This window comes from Domibacillus sp. F004, assembly GCF_057814295.1.
In genome coordinates, this window is the sequence record NZ_JBVATB010000001.1 from 965,033 (window position 1) to 988,125 (window position 23,093).

Below are 23,093 nucleotides of genomic sequence, written 5' to 3' on the forward strand. Positions count from 1 at the left end.
TTGATGAGCAGCTATAAGTGACCAAGCCACACCGACTGATAAATCTGTCAACGATGATGATTAATCATAGTACCAACATTGATATTAATATTAATTGTTGAAATATACCCTTAAAACTGGAAAAAACATATAAGAACACACATACTTTTTATTTGATGTTTTAATGAAAGACATTCAATTCGGAATGAGTTACAAACAGGTAAAAAATAAAGAAACCAAAAAAATATCTTTTGAAGGCTCTGGTGAGTCAGGAATCTATTATCTTGGTTACCATGCAAGAAAATACAATATAGATGCTCAACTTGTATATAACTTTAATAGAGATAAATTAGATATGGCTTGGTACGATTTCAATCCTAATGAGGACTATTTCACCACTGATGAGTTATGGAGCGTTTATTACTTACTACAAGCACAAGCAGAAAAAGAATTTGGTAGCAATTATTATTATAAGGAACCATACTACTACAACTACATTAATTCTTCGAGCAAGTGGGAATTTGATGGTTACAGCGTAATGCTTAATGCAAGTAATCAATACAGGGAAAGCGATATTACTTTATCTTATCATCTTCCAATAGGCTCTTCAGCAGCTGTACAAGAAAATCAAGATAATCGCTTAAAGAGTCTTATGGAAAAGTTAGAAAAGAGAATAAAGTAAGAACTGATTTTTAATACTGAATTATTTATCAAGAAATCGGATAAGATTTAGAACCATCAATTAAGATGGTTCTTTTTTATGTATCGGTAATAAATAAGTCTAGACAAACCAGAATCAATTCTAAGCCCTCAGATCATTAAGAACACAATGGAATAGGAAGTTTTGAATACTTTCTAAGGGACTGTACCCGAGCAGCCCATATGTCCATTTTTCTAATAGATTAGTGCATGAAATTGATCAAAAACAACATGTGAATAAAACAGGGCTGAAAAGGCTGATGGAATGCGAGTATATAGAATTTGCATATTGAAAAAAGAACCGTGATTAACAAACGTTGATATATCAATGTTTAAACAAATTCATGGTTTACATAATTCTATCTTATAACAAGCGAAACCTCTCCTATTAAGATTTTAAAATTATATTCTAGTTCTTTCGTTGTGTTTTTTGTGAAATTTTGTTTGATAAAAAGACAACAGGGTAATTAAAAATACAATAAGCAAAATCCAAATTTACGGAGGAGGAGCTTTTCTGTCTACTAACAAAGGATTTGTCATTCCAGAGCAATTCAGACATGAAGATGGGAACTACTCTACAGGATTTGTCATTCCAGAGCGATTCAGACATGAAGATGAGAACTACTCTACAAGATTTGTCATTCCAGAGCGATTCAGACATGAAGATGAGAACTTACTCTACAGGAACTGAAATTACACAATGGTTGGAACAGCCAACTCAGCACTACTCTGAAAAGTTTGCCTTTGAACTTACACAGAAACCGGAGCGGTCACATCCGTATTATTCTGCCGACTTTCTAGATGAAATTGATGAAAAGGACTGTCAATAGACAGTCTTTTTTATTCATTTAAGTTTCAAAAGTTATAAGAAAGAAATGTGTCAAAAGGTACATAACAGTTAACACCAATTTTTACAGTATTAAGAGTGATGTACGTGGGCTTTGCAATGGTAAAAAATTGCTTACTGTGGTATGATATATGTCCATATAAAAAGTGAGCAATATAAACGTTGAACCTGATCAATTCCATGCTGTGCAAGAAGCATTCAAAAATGTAGGGATAACTGAGTTTACGGTGGCAGAGCTAACGATGCTTGCGCAAAACGACGTGACATTATCAGAAGAAGATCAAGCGCAATTTGAAAAATTAATTGATGCTTTAGAAGATTTAGAAGACGTCGGACAAGTATATCATAATGTAGAGTTCAGTGAATAATACTTGGAAGTAAACCTTAGCCGAGAACAATCGTGATAGAAGTCATGGATGTTCTCGGCTATTATATTTTAATTCGTCGTTTGACATTAAAAATATTCAAATGAGAGATTGAGTGTACGAATGGATGTGGAACAATAAAGTACTAAGGAGAGGGGCATATCAGGAGAATGTATTAACCAGCCCATTTTTTATCACTATCTCCCTATCGAAATACTAATAATATAAAAAATTTCTTTTCCAAGTAAAATACACAAGGATAATCAACCGCCCAAAAAGGTGAACGGACAGTAAAAAAACCCATTGCTGAATGGGCTTTTTTACGCATCTGGAAGTAAGCCGAGGACAGCAAAAAAGTGAAAAATGCTGCCGGCAAGAACAAACAAATGCCAGATCATATGATGATATTTAAACCCGCGCCACACATAAAAAATAGCACCGATAGTATATAATAGACCTCCAATTACAAGAAAAGCAAAGGCCGCTTCTGGAAGCGCATCAACGAGAGAGCCCCAGGCAAAAACAATCAGCCAGCCCATCACGATGTAAAGCACTGTAGATAAAAAAACAAATTTTTTCACAAAAAAGCATTTAAATACGGTGCCAATTAGAGCGATCCCCCAGACAATCCCAAATAACGACCAACCGAGTGCACCCTTCACTGCAATAAGTAAAAACGGTGTGTACGTACCGGCAATAAAAAAATAAATAGACGCATGATCAAAAATTTCAAATAAGTCTTTTACTTTTCCTTGCGGGAAACTATGAACAAGGGTAGAAGATGTGTAGAGCATAAACATGGTGACACCAAATACGGTAAACCCAGCTAAATGCCAGCCGCTCCCGTGCAATACAGAAAAAACAATGAGCAAGACGAGAGCTGCGATGCTGAGTAAAGCACCAATGCCATGCGTAATTGAATTAGCTATTTCTTCTCCTTTTGAAAAAACATGTGTTGTCGAAGAATCGTTCATCACGACAACTCCTTTCCAAGACGATCTTATCATAACTTTATTGTACCATATCATTCTTTGTAAATGGGTTTAAACACGTGTGCGTATATGGGTATACTAATATGGAATGGCTATTTGAAAGGGGTTTTATACAATGGAAACGATTCAACACAAAGAAGGCATGTTTTATATAGAAAAAGAAGGTAAGCGTGTAGCGGAAATTACCTATGTTCCGGCAGGCGAGGGGAAAATCAATGCCAATCATACGTACGTATCACAAGAATTGCGTGGGGGCGGTGTAGCCGGACAGCTTCTTGATGCACTCGTTACGTATGCGCGTAAAAATAATTTAAAGATTATTCCTACATGCTCCTATGTAGTGGCCAAATTTTCTCGCGACAGCCAGTACAATGACGTGGCGGTATTGAATTAATGCGCTACGTTATTATTGGCGGAGACGCAGCGGGCATGAGTGCTGCCATGCAAATCGTTCGGAATGATAAAAAAGCCCACATTACTGTTCTTGAAAAAGGGTCTATTTATTCATATGGCCAGTGCGGGCTGCCTTATGTTATCGGCGGTCTCATTGAATCAACTGAAAAGCTCATTGCGAGAAGCATTGATACGTTCCGTTCAAAATACGGCATAGATGCGCGTATTTTACATGAAGTATTCTCTGTTGACGTTAACCAAAAAACCGTAAGTGGCAAGAATGATGAAAATGGACAGCCGTTTACGATTCCATACGATCGATTACTGATTGCAACAGGGGCTAGTCCAATTGTTCCGAAATGGGAGGGAGCAACATCAGACAACGTACATGTTGTTAAGACAATTCCTGATACAGAGCGCCTTATCCGGCGTCTTGATGAAAATGTTCAAGACGTAGTTATTATCGGGGCCGGCTATATTGGCCTTGAGCTCACTGAAAATATTCATCGGCTGCATAAAAGAATTCGTCTTATACAACGAAGCAGCCACATCGCAAAAATGTTTGACCCCGATATGTCTAAACATCTTCATTCAGAAGCAGAACGCCACGGGGTGCTTCTTTCATTAAATGAACAAATACAAGCCGTTGAAGACGGACAAATTAAAACGGACCTTCATACACACAAAGCCGATCTTATTATTGCATCTGTCGGCATTCGTCCAAATACACACTTTTTAAAAGAAACGGGTATGAATATGCTTGATAATGGCGCGATTGTTGTTAACGATAAAATGGAAACATCCATACGTGATATATATGCTGCTGGTGACTGTGCGACTCATTTTCATATCGTCAAACAAACACCCGATTATATTCCTCTTGGAACGACAGCGAACAAACAGGGGCGGATTGCAGGATTGAATATGTCAGGAAACACCCGATTATTTTCAGGGATTACGGGTACGTCTGTAATGAAATTTTTTGATTTAATCGCTGCATCCACCGGTTTAACAGAAAAAGATGCGAAAAAACTTGAAATTCCGTATAAAACATCTAGCATTGAAACACGGGATAAAGCAAACTATTATCCTGAAGCATTACCGCTTCACATTAAGCTTTTGTATCACTCGGAGACGGGATTGCTTCTCGGCGGCCAAGCGATCGGTACAAATGGGGCTGAGAAGAGAATTGATGTGCTTTCAACAGCTCTATTTAACAAAATGACCATAGAAGAATTGGAGGATCTTGACTTAAGCTATTCCCCTCCTGTCAACGGTGTATGGGACCCGATTCAGCAGGCAGCACGCCGAGCAAAATAAAGCGGATGATTTTTTATGTATCAACGGATGAACCTGATCGTTTATACCGGGCAGCAAAAACAACAGCGAACCTTGCAAAATATCCTCTATATAGAGGATGATTTTTTAAAACAGGATTACACCAAGCTAGTCTTATCACTGCATACTAGGCATCCGCGGTCGTAATATGTACAATAAAAACAGATGTTGCAGCCGCACGTCTAGTGCGTCTGTTCCATCATTTCAGAAAAAACTAAAACTGTCTTTGGGATTACACCTTCTGGGCTGTTTTGTGGAGGGAAGATTTATGGAACAAGCTCATCCAGTAGAACGTTCAAGAACCATTCAGACCAAACTAGTCCTACCGCCTGATACAAATCATTTACAAACAATCTTTGGCGGGAAGATTCTAGCTTATATTGATGAAATTGCTGCTTTAGCCGCGATGAAGCACTGCAATAACGTGGTTGTGACTGCATCCATTGATTCTGTAGACTTTTTATCGTCTGCCACTGTAGGAGATGCTCTTAGTTTAGAAGCATTTGTTACGTCAACAGGACGTACGTCTATGGAAGTCTATGTAAAAGTTCACTCTACTGATTTATTATTAGATAAGAAAAAATTAACGACTGAGTCTTTCCTTACAATGGTAGCCGTTGATCAAAATGGGAAACCTATTCCTGTACCAAAAGTGATACCCCAAACAAAAGAAGAAAAAAGACTGTTCGAAACGGCTCCCGCTCGTAAGGAATATAGAAAAAACAGATCCTTGATTCAGTAATGAAGCGTATGTCACTTGCCCGCTGCATATAAAGGAGGACGGTTGGAAGTACATCGTTCTGTATCAATTAAAGGATCTACTCATGAACTTCTTTTGTTCGCCATATATTTAAATGATATATAGTGTACAGGAGGAGGATAAATATATGGAAACAAAAGAAATGCGCTTGCGAAAAATCCAACATCTTGCTCATGAAATCATGTATGAAATAAATGCAAAGAAAGAGCTAGAACATGATTCCTTAAGAGTTATGATTGATAACCTCTCTCGCGCAATTGGCGATTTATCAGATCCATTAGGGAATTATTCGATTAACTATATAGAAGAAAAAGTGAGTAATGCCCATTACACGCTATTTAAAAACAAAAAAAAGATGCAGTTTCATTCTTAAATCATTAAAGGAAAATTGTAAAAATCTTTGATCTGACTGAGGAACGATGTATAAAACGATAAGCTAGCCACACAAGAGAGCTAAAAAACAAAACGGTTTTTTAGCTCTCTTTTTGTTGTTCCATTTTTAAGTATAAGGATAGAATCCCGAATTCTCATTATATTCTCATTGTACTTTCCTTTATTTATCATCTTTCCCTGTTATTATAAAAGGAAAGGAGAGGCTTACAAATGAAAAAAGCCAGTTGTCTTTTTGTCTTGATGCTCATATTCTCTGCAGGCTGCCAAGTTTCTGATGAAACCGGGCCCAAAAAAGATGAAATAAAAACCGTTCAAGAATCATATCAAGAGCAAAACATCATCGCCGAGCTGAAACAGACGACGGACGATACAGGCTTGCGGGATGCAGCCTATGAAAAAGTATTGGAAAGTGACACACTGACAGGCGGCTATCTTGGTGAAAACACACCGGAACTTCGAGAAGATATGGGTGTCCAATCGATTGAAGCGGAAGCCGTTTTTCAAGCCGTTAATGTCGTATATGGAAATTTGTATGACAAGGGCATCATGTATTTGAAAAACCAGACATCAGGGGCTGATGAACCAGGGATTTGGATCGGCATTAAAGAGCCGGATGAAAAAACAAATGAATTCGTGCGAATACTGCAAAAACAAGTGGACGAAGGAAAAGTTTTAGCGAAATACATTCATATTTTTAAAACAGAATACAGCGACAAAGACAACGCCGATTTAAGTGCGAAAGTGTCTCGGGTACTAAAAAAAACGCAAGAAGCCCATCCAGATCCGGACCGTGCGATTTACAGCGTGTCGGTTGATACTATTACAAGGACGATTGAGGTAGGGCATATCTTTTTAACGGACGAACAAATAAAAGACATTCAGCAGCAATTTGCCGAATACGACATGGTTATCAAGCAGGAAGGGCGGATGTTGCCGCTGCCGGGCGAGCCAGATATTGAGTACCCAAAAAAAGCCGTCACCCGCGAGCCATCCAAAGAAGGCAGCTATGTGATGAGCATCTCGGAAAATGGCATGCTCGTTGTCGCTGCCGCTTCTGCTGATTTTTCCGAAACAGGCGGAGAAAGCCTATTTTTCGACGCTGTGAGCTACACCTTCCCAAAAGCGGATAAAAAAATTAAAGTCGGCCAGCGGGTCTTAGTGGAACCTTTAGGTCCTATTATGGAATCATACCCAGGACAGGGCGGAGCAAAATTTGTCACTGTGCTCCCGACGTATCAGCCAAAAGGAGCAGACTTAACGGAAGAAGAAGCCATCCGACAGACGATTGAGAAAAAACAGGATGACAATGGTTTTACAGCAGCCATCAGCGATGTGGCATTTGATGAAAAAACCGACCAATGGACCGTAATGTTCACAGAATTATTTGCCCAAGAGAATAAGGTATTTAATATAACGGTTAAGGATCAATAACGATAGAATATAGAAAAAATTAAGAGAATATTCCGTCAAAACAAATGTAAGCCTACTCTTCGTCAAAAGGAGTAGGCTTACAATCGTTATTTCATTCTTTCTTTTTTATGAGGCGTACATCGCTCTTACTTTTTTCTGCAGCTCCTCATCATCTAAATATTCATCATAGGTGACAGATTTATCAACGATGCCTTTCGGTGTCAGATCGATAATACGGTTCGCTGTGGACTGAACAAACTGATGGTCATGTGAAGCGAATATAAGTGATCCTTTAAAATTGATCAAGCCGTTATTAAGGGCTGTAATCGATTCAAGATCAAGATGGTTCGTCGGTTCATCTAGAAGCAGCACGTTGGAACCTGAAAGCATCATTTTTGATAGCATACAGCGCACTTTTTCGCCACCGGAAAGGACACTTGCTTTTTTCAATGCTTCTTCGCCTGAGAAAAGCATCCGGCCAAGGAATCCGCGCAGGAAACTTTCACTTTCATCTGCTGGAGAGTATTGACGAAGCCAGTCAACGAGCGTCAGATCCGAGCCATCAAAATAATCGGAGTTATCTTTTGGAAAATAGGCTTGTGTTGTGGTTACGCCCCATTTGTACGTGCCTTCGTCTGCTTCCATCTCACCTGCTAAAATTTTAAAGAGGGCTGTTTTCGCCGCTTCATTTGTACCAACAAGAGCAATTTTATCGTCTTTGTTCATAATAAAGTTAACGTTATCAAGCACTTTAACACCGTCAATGGTTTTTGATAAACCTTCTACACGAAGGACATCATTGCCAATTTCCCGTTCAATCTGGAATTGAACGTATGGATAGCGGCGTGATGACGGACGAATATCATCAAGCGTAATTTTTTCAAGTGATTTTTTACGTGACGTTGCCTGTTTTGATTTTGATGCGTTTGCACTAAAGCGAGCAACAAACGCTTGAAGTTCTTTAATTTTCTCTTCTTTTTTCTTATTCGAATCTGCCTGTAGTCTTTGTGCTAATTGACTGGATTCATACCAGAAATCATAGTTGCCGGCATAAACTTGAATTTTTGCAAAATCAAGATCGGCTATATGCGTGCATACTTTATTCAAAAAGTGCCGGTCATGGGAGACGACAATGACTGTATTCTCAAAGTTAATTAAAAATTCTTCCAGCCAACGGATCGCTTGAATATCAAGATGGTTGGTCGGCTCATCTAGTAAAAGGATGTCTGGTTTGCCAAACAAAGCTTGCGCAAGAAGCACCTTTACTTTATCTGACCCGTCTACATCAGCCATTTTTTTATCGTGAAGGGACTCAGGAATTCCAAGACCAGACAGTAAAATAGCCGCTTCGGATTCTGCTTCCCATCCGTTCATATCGGCAAACTCACCTTCAAGTTCTGCAGCGCGCATGCCATCTTCATCTGTGAAATCCGCTTTCATATAAATAGCATCTTTTTCTTTCATGACTTCATATAAACGAGCGTGGCCCATCATGACAGTTTCAAGTACGCCAAATTCTTCATATTCAAAGTGATTTTGTTTTAATACAGCAAGTCGCGAATCTTTCGGGATCGATACGTGGCCTGTTTGAGGCTCAAGATCACCTGACAAGATTTTCACAAATGTAGATTTACCTGCCCCGTTCGCGCCGATCAATCCATAGCAGTTACCTGGTGTGAACTTTAAGTTAATATCTTCAAACAATTTCTTATCGCCAAAGCGAAGACTAACATCTTGTACTGTAATCAAATTTTTATCCTCCCAAAATAAATTCATCAAATCTGATTATATCATCACCCGACTGAAAAAAGAACATATACAATATTGAAAGCACTTATCATGAGAAAGTTTGCATTTTTTAATCCCGAGTATATAAATGGGATTGACTTTATATCATTTTCTGATAAACTGAATTCATCCATAAAGAGACATAATGAATGGGGTGGAACAAATGATTACGTTTGAATCATGGAACGACGCGCAAGCACAGATTCCTGACTTTCCAGCAGATTCGGAAACGAAAGGTGCGCTTGAAACGCTGCGATGGGCCTATGAGACATATGGGGAGAAGCTCGTGTATGCCTGTAGCTTCGGCATCGAAGGGATCGTCCTTATTGATTTAATTGCACAAGTTAAACCGGATGCTGAAATTGTTTTCCTTGATACCAATTATCATTTTAAAGAAACGTACGATACGATTGATAAAGTAAAAGCACGGTATCCAGAACTAAACATCCGCATACAGCAGCCTGACCTGACCATTGAAGAACAGGCAGCCCAGTTCGAACCGGATTTATTTAAAACAAATCCGAATAAATGCTGTGAGATCCGCAAAATCATCCCGCTTCAAAAAGCGCTTGCACCGTCAACTGCCTGGATTTCAGGACTTCGCCGCGAGCAATCGGAATCAAGAGCGAATACAAATTATTTAAATCTTGATAAACGATTTGAAAAAATTAAAGTGTGCCCGCTTATTCATTGGACATGGAAAGAAGTATGGCGCTATGTGACAAAGCATGAGCTTGATTACAATGTACTTCACGATCAAGGGTATCCTAGTATCGGCTGTGCTCCTTGTACAAAACCTGCATTTTCAATTGAGGACATTCGTTCTGGCCGTTGGAGCGGTTCAGGAAAAACAGAATGTGGCCTGCACACGACGTAAATTTTTTTATATTTAATACCAAGTATCTATATGTGATTTCAACTATATCGGAGGTTTAACGTATATGACAAACATTGCTGCCCATGGAGGCCATCTTATTAACCAATACCAGCCAGACCTTGATTTAACTGGAATTACGAAAGAAGTGGAGCTTGATGCTACAGCGTTAAGCGACCTTGAATTGATCGCAACAGGTGCATTTAGCCCGCTTACTGGATTTTTAACAAAAAAAGATTACGACCTCGTTGTTAAAGACATGCGTCTTGCAAACGGTACAGTGTGGAGTTTGCCTATTACACTTCCAGTTACTGATGCCTCTGATTATGCAGTAGGGGATGCCGTTCTCTTAAAACAAAATGGAATTGTTTATGGCGTTTTAAATATTACTGACATTTATGAACCTGATCAAAAAGTCGAAGCACAAAACGTATACAAGACAACTGAAGAAGCGCATCCAGGCGTAAAAAAATTATATGACCGAGGTCATATTTATCTTGGTGGACCGGTAACGCTTGTCAAACGTATTGAACGTAAGCAGTTTGCAGAGTTTTACTTCGATCCATCTGAAACACGCCGCATATTTAAAGAAAATGGATGGAACAAAATTGTAGGATTCCAAACACGCAATCCTGTTCACCGGGCGCATGAGTATATTCAAAAGTCAGCGCTTGAAATTGTAGATGCTCTTCTATTAAACCCGCTCGTTGGCGAAACAAAATCAGATGATATTCCAGCTGATATTCGGATGGAAAGCTATCAAGTGTTGCTGCGTGACTATTACCCGGCAGACCGTGTAAAGCTTGCTGTATTCCCAGCTGCAATGCGCTATGCTGGACCGCGTGAAGCCATTTTCCATGCGATTGTCCGCAAAAACTATGGCTGTACACATTTCATCGTTGGCCGTGATCACGCAGGTGTTGGTGATTACTATGGCACATATGAAGCACAGGAAATTTTCTCAAACTTTACAGCAGAAGAAATCGGCATTACCCTTTTATTCTTTGAACATAGCTTCTACTGCGAAAAGTGCGGCAACATGGCGTCTTCTAAAACCTGTCCGCACGGCAAGGAAGATCATGTGATTCTTTCCGGTACTAAGGTGCGTGAAATGCTTCGTTCCGGTCAAATTCCACCGGCAGAATTCAGTCGTAAAGAAGTAGTGGAAGTATTGATTCGCGGAATGAAAGAAAAAGCGCATAACTAAGGAGGAGAATCAGAATGGCTGAAAATATCGTCTGGCACGAACAATCATTGACAAAAGAAGAACGCCGCACAAAAAGCGGACACCATAGCTCGGTTCTTTGGTTTACTGGGCTGTCTGGTTCCGGCAAATCGACTGTTGCGAATGCAGCCGCACGCCGCTTATTTGATCTTGGGGTGAACACGTACGTCCTTGATGGAGATAACGTTCGCCACGGGTTAAATAAAGACCTTGGTTTTTCTGATGAAGCACGTAAAGAAAACATTCGCCGTATCGGTGAGGTGGCCAAGTTATTTGTCGACAGCGGTCAGCTCGTTTTCACCGCGTTTATCTCGCCATTCCGCGAAGACCGTGATACCGTTCGCGCTCTTCTTGAAGAAGGCGAATTTATCGAAGTATTTGTTGAATGTCCGATTGAAAAATGCGAAGAGCGTGATCCAAAAGGGTTATATAAAAAAGCACGAGCAGGTGAAATCCCTGAGTTTACAGGGATTTCTTCTCCTTATGAAGCACCGGATAAACCAGAACTCGTGTTAAATACCGATCAGTACACTGTTGATGAGTGTGTCGATCAGCTTGTTGATTATTTAAAGAGTAATAACTGGTTATAATAAAAGTAATTGTATGAAAAAACGTATTTGTTTTGGGAGCGTTAACCTGCTCCCAAAACAAATTCAAAATAGAGAAGGTTAACGCTCAATGAACAGGGAGGTGCCACGATGGGCAAAATATGGCTTGTCGGAGCAGGTCCGGGTGATCCGGATTTAATTACAGTAAAAGGTCTGAATGCAATCAAGCAAGCTGATGTCATTTTGTATGACCGTTTAATCAGCATGGAGTTGCTTGATCATGCCAAAACAGGAACCGAGCTGATCTTTTGCGGAAAACTGCCGGACCGTCATTTTGTTCAGCAAGAGAACATTAATGAACTTCTTGTTAAACATGCGAAAGAAGGCAAGCAAGTTGTCCGTTTAAAGGGCGGTGACCCATACGTCTTCGGGCGAGGTGGTGAGGAAGCAGCGTTCGCTGTCCGTCACGATATTGAATTTGAAGTCATCCCTGGTATTACTTCCGGGATTGCAGCTCCGGCCTATGCAGGTATCCCTGTTACGCACCGCGATCATGGCGCATCGTTCGCGATTGTAACCGGCCACCGAAAGACGGGGGCAGATGAGGAAATGAAATGGGCCTCTCTTGCTAAAGGTATCGATACAATCGCCATTTATATGGGTGTTAAAAATCTTCCTTACATTCAAGAGCAACTTATCAAGCACGGCAAACCGCCAGAAACACCAGCTGCTCTTATTCATTGGGGAACGACAACAAAGCAGCAAACGGTCACAGGCACACTTTTAAACATATATGAGGTGGCTCAAAAAGAAGGAATTACAAATCCAAGTATGATCATTGTTGGTGAAGTCGTAAAAATGCGCGATCAACTGCAATGGTTTAAAGAAAAAGATGAATCTTTGACCGGAGAGGGCAGTGAACAATGAAAGCAGTCCTCTACATATGTCACGGTACCCGTGTAAGAGAAGGAGCAAAACAAGCAGCCGCATTTATTGAAGAAACAATGCCGCTTGTTGATGCTCAAATTCAAGAAATTTGTTATTTAGAGCTTTCGGATCCATCGATTGCGGAAGGTATAGCGAAATGTGTACAAAGAGGGGCCACAGAAATCATTGCGATGCCGTTTCTTCTGTTAACAGCTGGACATGCGAAAAAAGACATTCCAGAGGAACTAAAAAAAGCGGCACAGCAATATCCTGATCTTATGATTCGCTATGGACGCCCGCTCGGTGTGCATGAACATATTGTTGATGTACTGATCGAACGAATGAAAGAAGCGGCACCTTTTCAAGAAGATGCATGTGTATTGCTCGTTGGACGTGGAAGCAGTGATCCGGAAACGAAACAGGACTTTGACCAGATTATCCATCTTTTTAAGGAAAAAACCAAGTTATCCGATGTACATATCGGATATTTAGCGGCCTGTGAACCTGCGTTTGAAGATGCCTTGCATGAATTAGCTGCTACAAAGTCAAGACAGCTGTTTATCGTTCCATACTTGCTTTTTACAGGCATTTTAACGAAAACAATGGAGCGTACAGTAAGAAAACTTCAAACAGAAGCAGAGGTTCATTTATGCCGACATCTTGGCTACGACCCGGTACTTGGCCAAATACTGGCACAGCGTGTAGAAGAAACATTCTATGAGGAGCCATTATGTTCCCAATTATGATTGACCTTACCGATCAAAAGGTTGTAATTGCAGGAGGCGGACCAATCGCACTTCATAAAATTGAAAACCTGCTTCGTTTCGGGATTTGTGCACATATTATTAGCCCTGATTTTCATCCTTCTATTGAACAGCTCGCTGCTCAAGAAAAAGTCATTTTACATCGAAAAAAAGTAGAATGGAACGATTTAAAAGATGCTTTTTTAATTATGCTTGTAACAGATGACAAAGAAGCAAACGAGAAAATGTCAAGGATTTCCAAGGAGCACGGAAAGCTTGTCGTACATGCGGAGCATACTGACCTTGGCAATGCGCAAATTCCAGCCGTTCTTATTCGCGGCAAACTCATGATCAGCGTCTCAACAGGAGGCGCAAGTCCTACTTTATCGAAAAACATCCGCAATCATCTTGAAGATCAATTTGATGAACGATATGAAGAGTATCTTGATTTTTTATATGAGACAAGAAAGTATATTAAAAAACACGTCGATATCCGCCGTGAACGACAGTTATGGCTAAAAAAAGCAGCAGATACACATTATCTCAATTACCCGGAAGAGCGGGAGCTGTACATGGCAGAATTGACATCTGCTTATCCCGATTCGTAGACAACAGGAGGAACAGTTATGGAACGTTTTTTAATTCTTGCACTCGTCGGACTTGCTGCTCAGCTTGTTGACGGGTCACTTGGAATGGGCTACGGCCTCACATCAACCACATTATTGCTCTCAGCAGGTATTGCACCGGCCATTGCATCTGCTTCTGTCCATATGGCAGAAGTCGTTACAACTGCCGCATCTGGCATGAGCCATCGGCGTTTTGGCAACGTAGATAAAGCGATGCTTAAAAAGTTAATTATCCCGGGCTCAATCGGTGCATTTGCCGGTGCAACTTTTTTGAGCAATTTAACGGGAGATAACGTCCGGCTCTACGTATCCTCTTTTCTTCTTTGTCTTGGACTTTACATTCTGGCACGATTTTTATTTTTCCAGGATGCCCGCAAACAAAATCCGAAACCGTTGACAAACCGCTTTTATGTCCCGCTTGGCTTTGTAGGTGGATTTTTCGATGCCAGCGGCGGGGGAGGATGGGGACCGATTGCGACACCGGCTCTTTTATCTCAAAAAGGAATGCAGCCGCGTATGGTAATCGGGACTGTTGCAGCGAGCGAATTTGCTGTTGCGGCAGCTGCCACAATTGGCTTTATGATTTCTTTAGGACCATCACAGATTAACTGGCTTTGGGCCGGAGCGATTATGCTTGGGGGCATTATCGCAGCACCATTAGCAGCATGGATCGTTAAAAGCCTGCCAACGCGCATTTTGGCTGTTATCGTCAGCGGTATGCTGATCCTGACAAACTTAAATGCTGTCTTAAACTACACAAGCGTTTCTGCTTCAGCAGAGAAAGTCATCTTTATAGTACTTGTTATTCTCTGGCTTCCTCTTATTGGTTACATGATCAAAAAAGAGCGAAAACCTGAAATGAATAAACAAATGACTATAAAAGCAAAAGAGAAAACATCCTAATGGGTGTTTTTTCTTTTGCTTTTCAAAGAAATTAGCTTTCTCTAACAGAGGGTGCCAAACAAACAAATCCCTAACGGAAGATAGGTTGGAAAAATATGTGTTGAAATTTAATGAAATAGACAAGTCCTTTTTATATATGGACAAAAAAGGGGCAAACTTTTGCTTACAGAACGTTTATTCAAAGAAGTAAAGAGGATGAAGCACTTAAATTCTTGTTTTAGAGCAACAAATACATGAACATCTTACTCCTGTTTCTATGACCGATTTTATAACTGCCTTGGGAGACACAGGTAATCATATGTAGTTCTTTGCTCAAGTGCGACAGTTAAGGACTTCATCAAGATCTTTATTTTAATATTTACAGGCTAGAGCAATTAAAGATGGCACCTGTATACGTGCGAAGTAAATAAAAACTGTTAGCACTGTTAGCATAGGTTAATTTGCTGTCAGTAAAATAGTTATAGTAAAAATTTCTTTTTTCTCAATATTAGAAGTTTACTTTTGAAATGAGATATTAATTTATAACTTTCTATAATAAATATTATGTAAACTTCAAAAGAATTTTGTTGAATCAGGCTTTATCCCCTTAACTCTCCATACAACCCGGCTTGTTTCGATAATCTGCTTATTTTTGCCGATAACCATTTATCATTTCTCAAGGAGGTTTTGAATTTGGACTTTCATCATGCTGTCGACGAGTTTTTATTGTATTTACAAGTCGAAAAAAACTATGCAGCCAATACGCTCAGTGGCTACGCGTACGATTTAAAATCACTGGAACAATTTCTTCTTGCGCATAACCGGCCGCTCGATGTATCACACAATTCGCCATTTTGTACAGAACCAGGTCTTGCCGCACAAAGTCAGCGCTAAAACGATACATCAGCGTATTCCCTGATATATGTCGGACACTCCAGATTATTTCTAACCTTGAGAACCTTATTATATCAACCCTTTTCTCAAAAAAAGCGTCCCAGATAGGAATCGAACCTACGACCTACAGCTTAGGAGGCTGTTGCTCTATCCTACTGAGCTACTGGGACATACAAAATAATATGAACTGCTCCAGTATATTTTTAAAAAGAAAACTTTTCAAGTAATCGGCATTAACTAACTTGTCTATTATGATCGAGACTGTGGAAATTCTGACCGGCCTGATGAACTGAGGCAAAATGGTACTCTTTATATAATGGCTCTGTTAAATTTCAATGTTGATTTTTTAAAAATACAATAAAAAGGCTTATATTGAAGGCTTTCCATCCCTTATTTCTTACCCTTATTTCTTAAATATCGGTTATAGTTATTTAACCCGTGGTCTATATGCTATGATTGAATGAAACAGGTATGAAAAGATACTAGGAGGACACTCACCATGTTAAAAAAACAAATGGAAATATACATATCAAAAGCTTTAAGTGAGAATAAAGTTGAATTGTTTAAAGAGGAAAAGGAATATGCAGAAAGGCATCACTTGATAAATGATCTTACTATAGTAGAAAAAGAAAATAGTACCCGCTTTACTGATGCTTATATCGAGCGCAGTAATAAAGAAAACGAAGAGTTGATTTCGGAAGAATCAGCTGCATTTTTATCACAACCCCTTGAATACCTAAAAATCAATAAAAGCGAATTCCTTTACTTCGAATCTTCATGGTTTGAATTAATCGGAGTTGAGACACTTTCATTGGAAGTCGATGATGTGTTTGGAACATACAATGCCTTGTTAGGCTTGAAATTCCAGAAGAAAATGGGGAATGTATTAAAGGCTTACTTAAATAAGGAACTCCAAGGAGAGATTGGAACATACAGTTTAATGTTCAACCAAGGTGATGGACTATGGGATGTCAATTTTTCCTTGAATAGTGTAGAAGGATTTCAGGAAGAGATGTCTTTAGGCGATGCTTTAAGCCTCATCTATCATTTTCTGTTTATTCTTGTTGAAACAATCGAAGAAGATAATTAAGTAATTATAAACGTCGCCCACCAACTAAAGATGAGGGCTGTTTTGCATTCATATGACTTTATAGTCAGCGTATAGTGAGAATCCTTCCTGTAATTAATCTAGGAAGGTTTTTTAAGTTTGCACGGCTAGAATAAGTGCAAATAATTTATAAATAAAAAGAGGTGCCTTATTCAGACATCTCTTTCACTCAGACTATCGTGTTGACCTTTCAGCATTTGACAAGCAGCAATGCTTTCTGGGATATATATTTCTCGGATGCCTCTTGTTTTTGCGCGTCAAACTCGGTTTTAAAAACAGCCGTTACGTGTTCATTCAGATCAAGTGCAGCGGCACGATCCAGCCAGATGGGACTGGTAAAGAAGGCATCAAATGCCACATCGTCTACGTCATGCTTCTTCATATACGCAAAGATGCATTTCATTAATTGCCTTTTCCCGCTGGATTTCAGTGCATCCTCATACAGATACCGTTCTTCAGGTGTTTTGTTTGATTTGTACGTCGCATGAACATCCAGTTTTCCGTGAAGATAGCGAAACACTTTTAAGGTATTCATCGAATCATCGAAGCTGTTGTGTGCCTGCCCGTCTGCTTCGATTTGGAACACCTCCATAGTTTTGGCTAGGCTGGGGGTGTTGCCATTGAAGGTATCGTACAGGCCAAACTGAAGAATCGGCAATATATCAATATAGCTGGACAGATTCAGGGAAGGAAGTCTGTAACGTCCGCATTCCTTTTCCAAGAACCGAAAATCTTCTTTCCCCCATGCCACAAAACAAGATTCCTCTGTGCCAAGAAACGCCTTAAATTCCTTTAATACGTGCGGAAAAGGCAGGGCGGAAGACAAATCTTGCTGCGTGATGCCTGTTAGTTTTTTCGTAAACGATGTTAACCGTTCTGCTGGCTTCACCAGGGATGAAAAGACATCCACCACGTCTAATGTAGCGGGCGACACTTTCAGGGCTGAGAGTTCGATAATTTCTTCCAGGTGGTGCGGGTTCCATTTCGATGCATTCCATTCAATATCAAGTACGATGTAATTCACAGTATCCTGCCTCTCTCATTGTCTGTTTCTCATTATACAGCCATTTGAAAAAAGAAACAGGGGAAAATGTGTTTTTCGGACTCTTCGAAAGAAACAGGAATACAAATTGGTACTCTTTGTATAATAAATACTCGATTTGCTAAACAGAAATTTTCATATGGTTAATTTGTTTTGCACCTTATCGACTATTAAATCAGATATTTCCTTCTTCCTCTTCACCCAATCTTGAGACCAAATTCTTTCAATACTCCACCCTAATGACTCTAAAACATTTTGTCTTAACCGATCACGATCTCTCGCAGTTTTTGAAGAGTGGTAAGTTGCACCATCACATTCAATCCCCAAAATGTATTTACCTAGTTGTTTTGGATCTACTACCGCTAAATTGTATTTGGCAATTAAAAAATGCTGTTTATGGCAGTATATTTTTTGAATGTGAAAAAGCCTACAATATGTAAGTCGTGAATAAAAACTTGCATATTGTAGGCTTATTAATTTTATTCCTTATTAGGTTAAAGCTCTCGTTTATATATCGTATAAATCCAACTAAGTCAAGCTTGGATGAAGCTTTCCCGCAAAACGTTTCGTAAAAATGGGCTCGGTTCACCTACGCTGTAAAGCTGCAAATAATGCATAGCTCTGGTGCAGGCAGTGTAGAAAACTCTGCGCAGGCTCTCATCACCGTATACATGCTCCGATGCATCATAAATGATAACGGCATCGAATTCGATACCCTTGGACAAATACGACGGTACTACAACTACTCCTTGCTCATATTCAATCGAGCTGCTCTTTAAGAGTTTAATTTCATCGATGCTGGACAGGGATTCATATGCACTTATACTTTCCTCAGCAGATTTGCATATTATCGCAATACTATTAAGCCCTAGACTTCGCCATTCTGCGACTTTGGAGGCAATGCAGCTGTGCAGTTCTGCATGATCTAACAATTGTTTCAGCACGGGTCGCTCACCGTCGCGTTCAAAAGGAATAATCCTTTCTCCATTAGGAACGAGTCTTCGTGTAAATTCAATGATCGGTTTTGTGGATCGGTAGCTCCGTGCCATATTGATCACTTCCGTTTCATTCGGTCCGTAAAGGCTGGTAAGTGTGTTGAAATCAACCTTTTCGCTAGCATGGGCAAATATCGCCTGATTAAAGTCGCCGAGCACTGTCACCCTTGCCGCAGGAAACAAACGCCTCAAAAACTCAAATTGAAATGGGGAATAATCCTGAGCCTCATCAACAACGATATGTTTGATCGAGCTGTTCGTCTGAAAGCCTTGAATCAGCTCTTTCAAAAGTAAAAACGGAGTAGCATCCTCATAAAATAGTTTATCTTCATCTAGCATTTTCAGCGACGCTTGACAAATAGCCGATGACGAAGCTGGTGTCTCCCCTTTAATCCACTGTTTGATCTGCAAGGGATCAGCAAAAAGCTGCTTGTACATCCCCTTAAAGTCGACGAAACGAAACGCTCGGACTCGTTTTCGTAACGGCTTCAATTTTTGGTGAACAATCAATCGGGCAAGTGCTTCTGGCTCGATCTCATAGTCGGCAATCGATTCTCTTTTAAAGCCTCGTTTTTCCGCCAAGTAGATATGTGCCTTATGGTAATCATCGTTGCTAAGCAGCTCGATTTCCTCCTGTACCCATGGTTTTTCCCTTTCGACCCTTTGGACCTCATTTATTTTTTTTATTAGCCAATCCTTCAATTTTTCAAGTCTATTATGGAAGCGGAGTGAAGTGTCATGACTGTAAAACCTTTCTGCTTTTCTATCCGAATTTTAATACAATACTTATAGTACTAACCTGCTGCCCTGTTAGTGCCATAAGAAAAAGGCTGCCTCAGCAACCTCTTTTATTGAAGTAAAGCATCCGTTCATTCAAGTACAATCATTCATAATCATGCTAACCTGCCCCTTGGTCTCATAATAAAAAGAACCGCCCGCAGGCAACTGTAAAATACCAATATGAATTACAGTTAATAATCTAATTTACTTCGACGCTGAGGCCGAAGTGGTTTCGGGTATTGTTACCTTGTCATAAAAATCTACAAATTTATCCCGATCTGCACTGCCACGGTAAGCCATGGCGACACGTGGGTGTTCGTTGAGCACACCAGATATCATGTAAGGGATGATATAGCCCCATTCCCACTTTTGACGCATTTCTAACATGTGCTTTTCAATGACGCCTAAAACTGGCTTAATTTCATAACGTGGTTTTTGTATGTAGCTAACGAGAAGCTCTGTGTTACAGTTACCCGCCGCACGACCCATGCCATAAACAGACGAATCAAGGAAAGTAACCCCATTTTTCATCGCAGTTAATGTATTGGCGAATGCCAGCTGCATGTTGTTATGCGTATGGATCCCGAGCTGTTTGTTAGGAATCATCGAATGAAACTTTTTTACTTGATGTTCAATATCCGCAGGATCCAAGCTCCCAAAGGAGTCCACGATATACACAACATCTACGGGGCTTTCTTTTATCATTTCAAACGCTTCAATAAGCTGATGCTCAGGCACGCTGGATAAAGCCATAATGTTGAGCGAAGTCTCATAACCCAAATCATGGAACATTTGTACAAGCTCTAAGCCTTTATCCACTTCACGGATATAGCATGCTACTCGAATCATATCTAAAACACTTTGCTCACGTGGCAGAATGTCATTTGAGTCTACACGCCCGATATCTACTAATGCAGATAGCTTCGTGAACTTTTTCTCAGGGATAATTTCTTTCAGGAAATTATCGTCAAGAAATCTCCATGGATTGGGCTCAGTCGCATTAAGAAGCCTCGCTGAATTTTTGTAGCCGATTTCCATGTATTCAACACCTGCTGCACTTAGGCCATTATACAGGTCTTGAACAAATTCAATGCTGAAATCCCAATTGTTGACTAAACCTCCATCACGGATGGTACAGTCTAAAATATTGCTGCGGTGTTCCATAGTGGTAACTTCCTCCTGTTGATTATGCTCATTAATCAAATTATTTTTGAATATTTATGCTTTATATCATGATTCATTTAAAGGTGTCAAACTTATTTTTCAAATGGTGAACGTTCTAAACTGTAATGGGAGAATTGACAATTACGTACATTGGTTTTATCTTCCATTCTTCTCTCGTTGATTAACAAAGAACCGTTGAACTATCCACCACTTGTTTCCCGTACCACTTCGCCTTATATTCAAGCATAGTACGAAATTGTGACCAACTTACTTCGCTGATGGCTTTGGCTAACTTGTGGTTCTTGAGCATATTGGATACTTGCAAATCTTCAATCCCGATCACATCGTGGTTTTTGATGATGCCGGTGCTGATCTTATGCAAGTAGTCTGTTCGTGCGCTTACTATGCGTTCGTGAATGCGAGCCACTTTTATGCGCTGTTTTTGATAATTTTTTGATTCAGACAACGGGCGTTTCTGCTTGATCGCCCTGTCTTTTCGGCGTGAAAGAATACATTGCTCTTTCGCCAGTTTCTTTTCAAGTGAACGAAAAAACGTTGGATTTTTATACACCGTTCCGTCTGATACTATAGCAAAGTCTTTGAGTCCAACGTCAACACCAACGGAAGAATTTGTTTTCGGTTTTTCTTTCACTTCTGCTTCAACAAGGATAGAAACAAAGTATTTACCACTCGGATTGCGTCTCACGGTAGCGCTCAAAATACGACCTTCGACTTCACGACTCTTCGCAAACTTGACCAATCCAAGTTTAGGCAGCTTGATTTTATGATCAACAATCGCAATATTGCCGTTCGTATGCTTCGTGGTGTAAGACTGCACATTGTTCTTTTTAGACTTGAAGCGTGGCGCTTTATTTTGCTTCTTGAAGAATCGCGAGTACGAATCAACAAGATTTTTAAGTGACGACTGAATCGCAATGCTATCGACTTCTTTTAACCAAACTAATTCCTTCTTTACTTGTGTTAATTGGGCGGAACATGAGTTGTACGTCAATCCGTTTCCTGTTTCTTTGTACGTGTCATTTTACTTTGCCAAAAAGTGATTGAATACAAAGCGACTACAACCGATTGTCTGGGCGATTAAGATTTCTTGTTCTTTATTTGGATAGAGACGAAATTTGTACGCCTTATTTACCAACATTGATTTCCACCTCCTCTTTGTGTATTATCATAATATACATTTAGTATATCATGTATCATTTAATGCACAAGGAGGATTCCGCCATGTCACAAGTTTTAAATATGCGTTACCCCAAAGAATTATTGAAGCGTATTGATGAGTTCAAAGAAAAGAAGGGGTTCACAACTCGTACCCAAACGATTATTTACCTCATTCAATATGCGCTCGAACAGTCGGACAATCGAGACCGCTAAAGCGCTTCCTTGTCCGAAGGCGATTCATCCCCCACTTAATACTGAGCTGTGCCCTTCACGTATTTGAAAATGGGGGTTAGATAAAATCATTTTAATGTAACACCATTCAGCATTTCATTCATGAATGGTGTTACATTTCAGGCATTTTCTTTTTCATCACATGATATGGATTAATATTCACTCCTTAGAATGCAACCACGCTAAATACCATCAAAATATTCATCAAAATGTATTTCTATTCATCTGATGATTACTTTAAAAAAGGATTATGATCTAATTCCCGGCCAATCGTTGTAACACTATCATGTCCAGGCAATACATATGTATCTTTAGGCAATAGTAAAAGTTTGTTATGGATGCTTTTTAAAAGTTGTTTTTCTTGACCGCCTGCTAAATCGGTACGGCCAATTCCATTCTCAAAAAGCGTATCTCCCACAATAATAAAGCCCTCTTCCTTAAAATACAAGCTAACACCCCCCGGAGAATGGCCGGGCGTTTCGTACACGTAAAAGGAGATACCTCCAATTAAAAGCTGCTCCTCTTTTGTAAACCATTCATCTGCCTGTTTTGTAATTACTGGCTGAATCCCTTCATAATGAGACGACCCATTTAATGATGGATTCGACAGCCATTTTTTTTCGGCTCGATGAAGATACACCGGTATGCTATAACATTCACGGATTGAATCCACTGCACCGATATGATCAAAATGAGCATGTGTTAGCAGGATTGCCTTTGGCTGCAATCCTTTCTTTTTTATGAACTGACGAATTTTATGTCCCTCTTCGCCTGGATCGATAATTAAACAAGATCTTTCATCGTTATACACAATGTATGCATTTGTTTGAAGCGGTCCTAGCGGCAGCTGAATCCATTCCATCATGTCACCTCCTAGCTATAAGAGTACCATGATTTATATAAAATTTTAA

General features: G+C 39.8%; 23 protein-coding genes, 1 tRNA gene and 3 pseudogenes. 18 read left to right on the top strand and 9 right to left on the bottom strand.

All coding sequences use genetic code 11. The features are described 5' to 3' along the window. The first annotated feature begins 163 nt into the window (after window positions 1-163). The 3 genes and pseudogenes from ACZYRN_RS05055 to ACZYRN_RS05065 form a co-directional block, all read left to right on the top strand. Entirely contained in the window at window positions 164-661 is a 498-nt protein-coding gene (locus tag ACZYRN_RS05055; protein WP_488910410.1) for a hypothetical protein, read from the top strand. Window positions 662-1,337: 676 nt separating this feature from the next. Beyond that, complete coding sequence (locus ACZYRN_RS05060; RefSeq protein ID WP_488910411.1) at window positions 1,338-1,508, top strand: hypothetical protein; 171 nt, start codon at window positions 1,338-1,340, stop codon at window positions 1,506-1,508. Between the two features lie 172 nt (window positions 1,509-1,680). Continuing rightward, window positions 1,681-1,893, top strand: a pseudogene (locus tag ACZYRN_RS05065) (YebC/PmpR family DNA-binding transcriptional regulator); the annotation flags it as partial. Between the two features lie 317 nt (window positions 1,894-2,210). Here ACZYRN_RS05065 and trhA read toward each other — a convergent pair. After that, window positions 2,211-2,864 carry a PAQR family membrane homeostasis protein TrhA gene (gene trhA, locus ACZYRN_RS05070; protein WP_488910412.1) on the bottom strand — a complete coding sequence of 218 codons (654 nt, stop codon included), beginning with the start codon at window positions 2,862-2,864 and terminating at the stop codon, window positions 2,211-2,213. Window positions 2,865-2,997: 133 nt separating this feature from the next. Here trhA and ACZYRN_RS05075 point away from each other — a divergent pair, with 133 nt between their 5' ends. The 5 genes from ACZYRN_RS05075 to ACZYRN_RS05095 all read left to right on the top strand — a co-directional run bounded on the left by ACZYRN_RS05075 (window position 2,998) and on the right by ACZYRN_RS05095 (window position 7,197). Further along, the gene (locus ACZYRN_RS05075) at window positions 2,998-3,276 is read left to right on the top strand and encodes a GNAT family N-acetyltransferase (protein WP_488910413.1); all 279 of its coding nucleotides are present in this window, start codon (window positions 2,998-3,000) and stop codon (window positions 3,274-3,276) included. After that, the gene (locus tag ACZYRN_RS05080; RefSeq protein ID WP_488910414.1) at window positions 3,276-4,595 is read left to right on the top strand and encodes a CoA-disulfide reductase; all 1,320 of its coding nucleotides are present in this window, start codon (window positions 3,276-3,278) and stop codon (window positions 4,593-4,595) included. The genes ACZYRN_RS05075 and ACZYRN_RS05080 overlap by 1 nt, the downstream gene beginning before the upstream one ends. Window positions 4,596-4,881: 286 nt before the next feature. Next, window positions 4,882-5,355 (top strand): acyl-CoA thioesterase, encoded by a 474-nt coding sequence (locus ACZYRN_RS05085; protein ID WP_488910415.1) that lies wholly within the window; start codon window positions 4,882-4,884, stop codon window positions 5,353-5,355. 145 nt (window positions 5,356-5,500) lie between these two features. Then, window positions 5,501-5,746: a hypothetical protein gene (locus ACZYRN_RS05090; protein ID WP_488910416.1), complete on the top strand. Its 246-nt coding sequence runs from the start codon at window positions 5,501-5,503 to the stop codon at window positions 5,744-5,746. Window positions 5,747-5,976: 230 nt separating this feature from the next. Further along, window positions 5,977-7,197, top strand: coding sequence for a DUF3221 domain-containing protein (locus ACZYRN_RS05095; RefSeq protein ID WP_488910417.1), 1,221 nt, complete (start codon window positions 5,977-5,979; stop codon window positions 7,195-7,197). 105 nt (window positions 7,198-7,302) lie between these two features. On the opposite strand, the gene ACZYRN_RS05100 is transcribed toward ACZYRN_RS05095, so the two are convergent. Continuing rightward, a complete protein-coding gene (locus ACZYRN_RS05100; protein ID WP_488910418.1) occupies window positions 7,303-8,925 on the bottom strand; it encodes an ABC-F family ATP-binding cassette domain-containing protein in 1,623 nt (540 codons plus the stop codon). Between the two features lie 202 nt (window positions 8,926-9,127). Here ACZYRN_RS05100 and ACZYRN_RS05105 point away from each other — a divergent pair, with 202 nt between their 5' ends. From ACZYRN_RS05105 to ACZYRN_RS05140, 8 genes are all read left to right on the top strand, one after another. Next, window positions 9,128-9,841 (top strand): phosphoadenylyl-sulfate reductase, encoded by a 714-nt coding sequence (locus ACZYRN_RS05105; protein ID WP_488910419.1) that lies wholly within the window; start codon window positions 9,128-9,130, stop codon window positions 9,839-9,841. Window positions 9,842-9,905: 64 nt separating this feature from the next. Beyond that, window positions 9,906-11,045, top strand: a complete 1,140-nt coding sequence (sat, locus tag ACZYRN_RS05110) for a sulfate adenylyltransferase (protein ID WP_488910420.1) — start codon at window positions 9,906-9,908, stop codon at window positions 11,043-11,045. Window positions 11,046-11,059: 14 nt separating this feature from the next. After that, window positions 11,060-11,653: an adenylyl-sulfate kinase gene (gene cysC, locus ACZYRN_RS05115; RefSeq protein ID WP_488910421.1), complete on the top strand. Its 594-nt coding sequence runs from the start codon at window positions 11,060-11,062 to the stop codon at window positions 11,651-11,653. 108 nt (window positions 11,654-11,761) lie between these two features. Next, entirely contained in the window at window positions 11,762-12,538 is a 777-nt protein-coding gene (gene cobA / locus ACZYRN_RS05120; protein ID WP_488910422.1) for a uroporphyrinogen-III C-methyltransferase, read from the top strand. After that, on the top strand, window positions 12,535-13,284 hold the full coding sequence (locus ACZYRN_RS05125) for a sirohydrochlorin chelatase (protein WP_488910423.1): 750 nt from the start codon (window positions 12,535-12,537) through the stop codon (window positions 13,282-13,284). Before cobA ends, ACZYRN_RS05125 begins: the two co-directional genes overlap by 4 nt. Continuing rightward, window positions 13,269-13,889: a precorrin-2 dehydrogenase/sirohydrochlorin ferrochelatase family protein gene (locus tag ACZYRN_RS05130; RefSeq protein ID WP_488910424.1), complete on the top strand. Its 621-nt coding sequence runs from the start codon at window positions 13,269-13,271 to the stop codon at window positions 13,887-13,889. The genes ACZYRN_RS05125 and ACZYRN_RS05130 overlap by 16 nt, the downstream gene beginning before the upstream one ends. Window positions 13,890-13,907: 18 nt before the next feature. Next, entirely contained in the window at window positions 13,908-14,810 is a 903-nt protein-coding gene (locus tag ACZYRN_RS05135; protein WP_488910425.1) for a sulfite exporter TauE/SafE family protein, read from the top strand. 672 nt (window positions 14,811-15,482) lie between these two features. Then, window positions 15,483-15,683 carry a site-specific integrase gene (locus ACZYRN_RS05140; protein ID WP_488910426.1) on the top strand — a complete coding sequence of 67 codons (201 nt, stop codon included), beginning with the start codon at window positions 15,483-15,485 and terminating at the stop codon, window positions 15,681-15,683. A 96-nt stretch (window positions 15,684-15,779) separates the two neighbouring features. Here ACZYRN_RS05140 and ACZYRN_RS05145 read toward each other — a convergent pair. Continuing rightward, a tRNA-Arg gene (locus tag ACZYRN_RS05145) sits at window positions 15,780-15,853 on the bottom strand. Window positions 15,854-16,182: 329 nt separating this feature from the next. On the opposite strand from ACZYRN_RS05145, the gene ACZYRN_RS05150 reads away from it, so the two are divergent. Beyond that, a complete protein-coding gene (locus tag ACZYRN_RS05150) occupies window positions 16,183-16,773 on the top strand; it encodes a branched-chain amino acid aminotransferase (RefSeq protein WP_488910427.1) in 591 nt (196 codons plus the stop codon). 208 nt (window positions 16,774-16,981) lie between these two features. On the opposite strand, the gene ACZYRN_RS05155 is transcribed toward ACZYRN_RS05150, so the two are convergent. The 5 genes and pseudogenes from ACZYRN_RS05155 to tnpB all read right to left on the bottom strand — a co-directional run. Next, the gene (locus tag ACZYRN_RS05155) at window positions 16,982-17,815 is read right to left on the bottom strand and encodes a 3'-5' exonuclease (protein ID WP_488910428.1); all 834 of its coding nucleotides are present in this window, start codon (window positions 17,813-17,815) and stop codon (window positions 16,982-16,984) included. Between the two features lie 153 nt (window positions 17,816-17,968). Next, the gene (locus tag ACZYRN_RS05160) at window positions 17,969-18,316 is read right to left on the bottom strand and encodes a DUF559 domain-containing protein (protein ID WP_488910551.1); all 348 of its coding nucleotides are present in this window, start codon (window positions 18,314-18,316) and stop codon (window positions 17,969-17,971) included. 50 nt (window positions 18,317-18,366) lie between these two features. After that, window positions 18,367-19,587: pseudogene (gene helD / locus ACZYRN_RS05165) on the bottom strand (RNA polymerase recycling motor HelD); the annotation flags it as partial. Between the two features lie 225 nt (window positions 19,588-19,812). Beyond that, window positions 19,813-20,772 carry an aldolase catalytic domain-containing protein gene (locus ACZYRN_RS05170; protein ID WP_488910429.1) on the bottom strand — a complete coding sequence of 320 codons (960 nt, stop codon included), beginning with the start codon at window positions 20,770-20,772 and terminating at the stop codon, window positions 19,813-19,815. 205 nt (window positions 20,773-20,977) lie between these two features. Further along, window positions 20,978-21,931, bottom strand: a pseudogene (gene tnpB, locus ACZYRN_RS05175) (IS200/IS605 family element RNA-guided endonuclease TnpB); the annotation flags it as partial. 83 nt (window positions 21,932-22,014) lie between these two features. On the opposite strand from tnpB, the gene ACZYRN_RS05180 reads away from it, so the two are divergent. After that, a complete protein-coding gene (locus ACZYRN_RS05180) occupies window positions 22,015-22,164 on the top strand; it encodes a ribbon-helix-helix domain-containing protein (protein WP_488910430.1) in 150 nt (49 codons plus the stop codon). Between the two features lie 250 nt (window positions 22,165-22,414). On the opposite strand, the gene ACZYRN_RS05185 is transcribed toward ACZYRN_RS05180, so the two are convergent. Further along, window positions 22,415-23,044, bottom strand: coding sequence for an MBL fold metallo-hydrolase (locus tag ACZYRN_RS05185; protein WP_488910431.1), 630 nt, complete (start codon window positions 23,042-23,044; stop codon window positions 22,415-22,417). Between the last annotated feature and the right edge of the window lie 49 nt (window positions 23,045-23,093).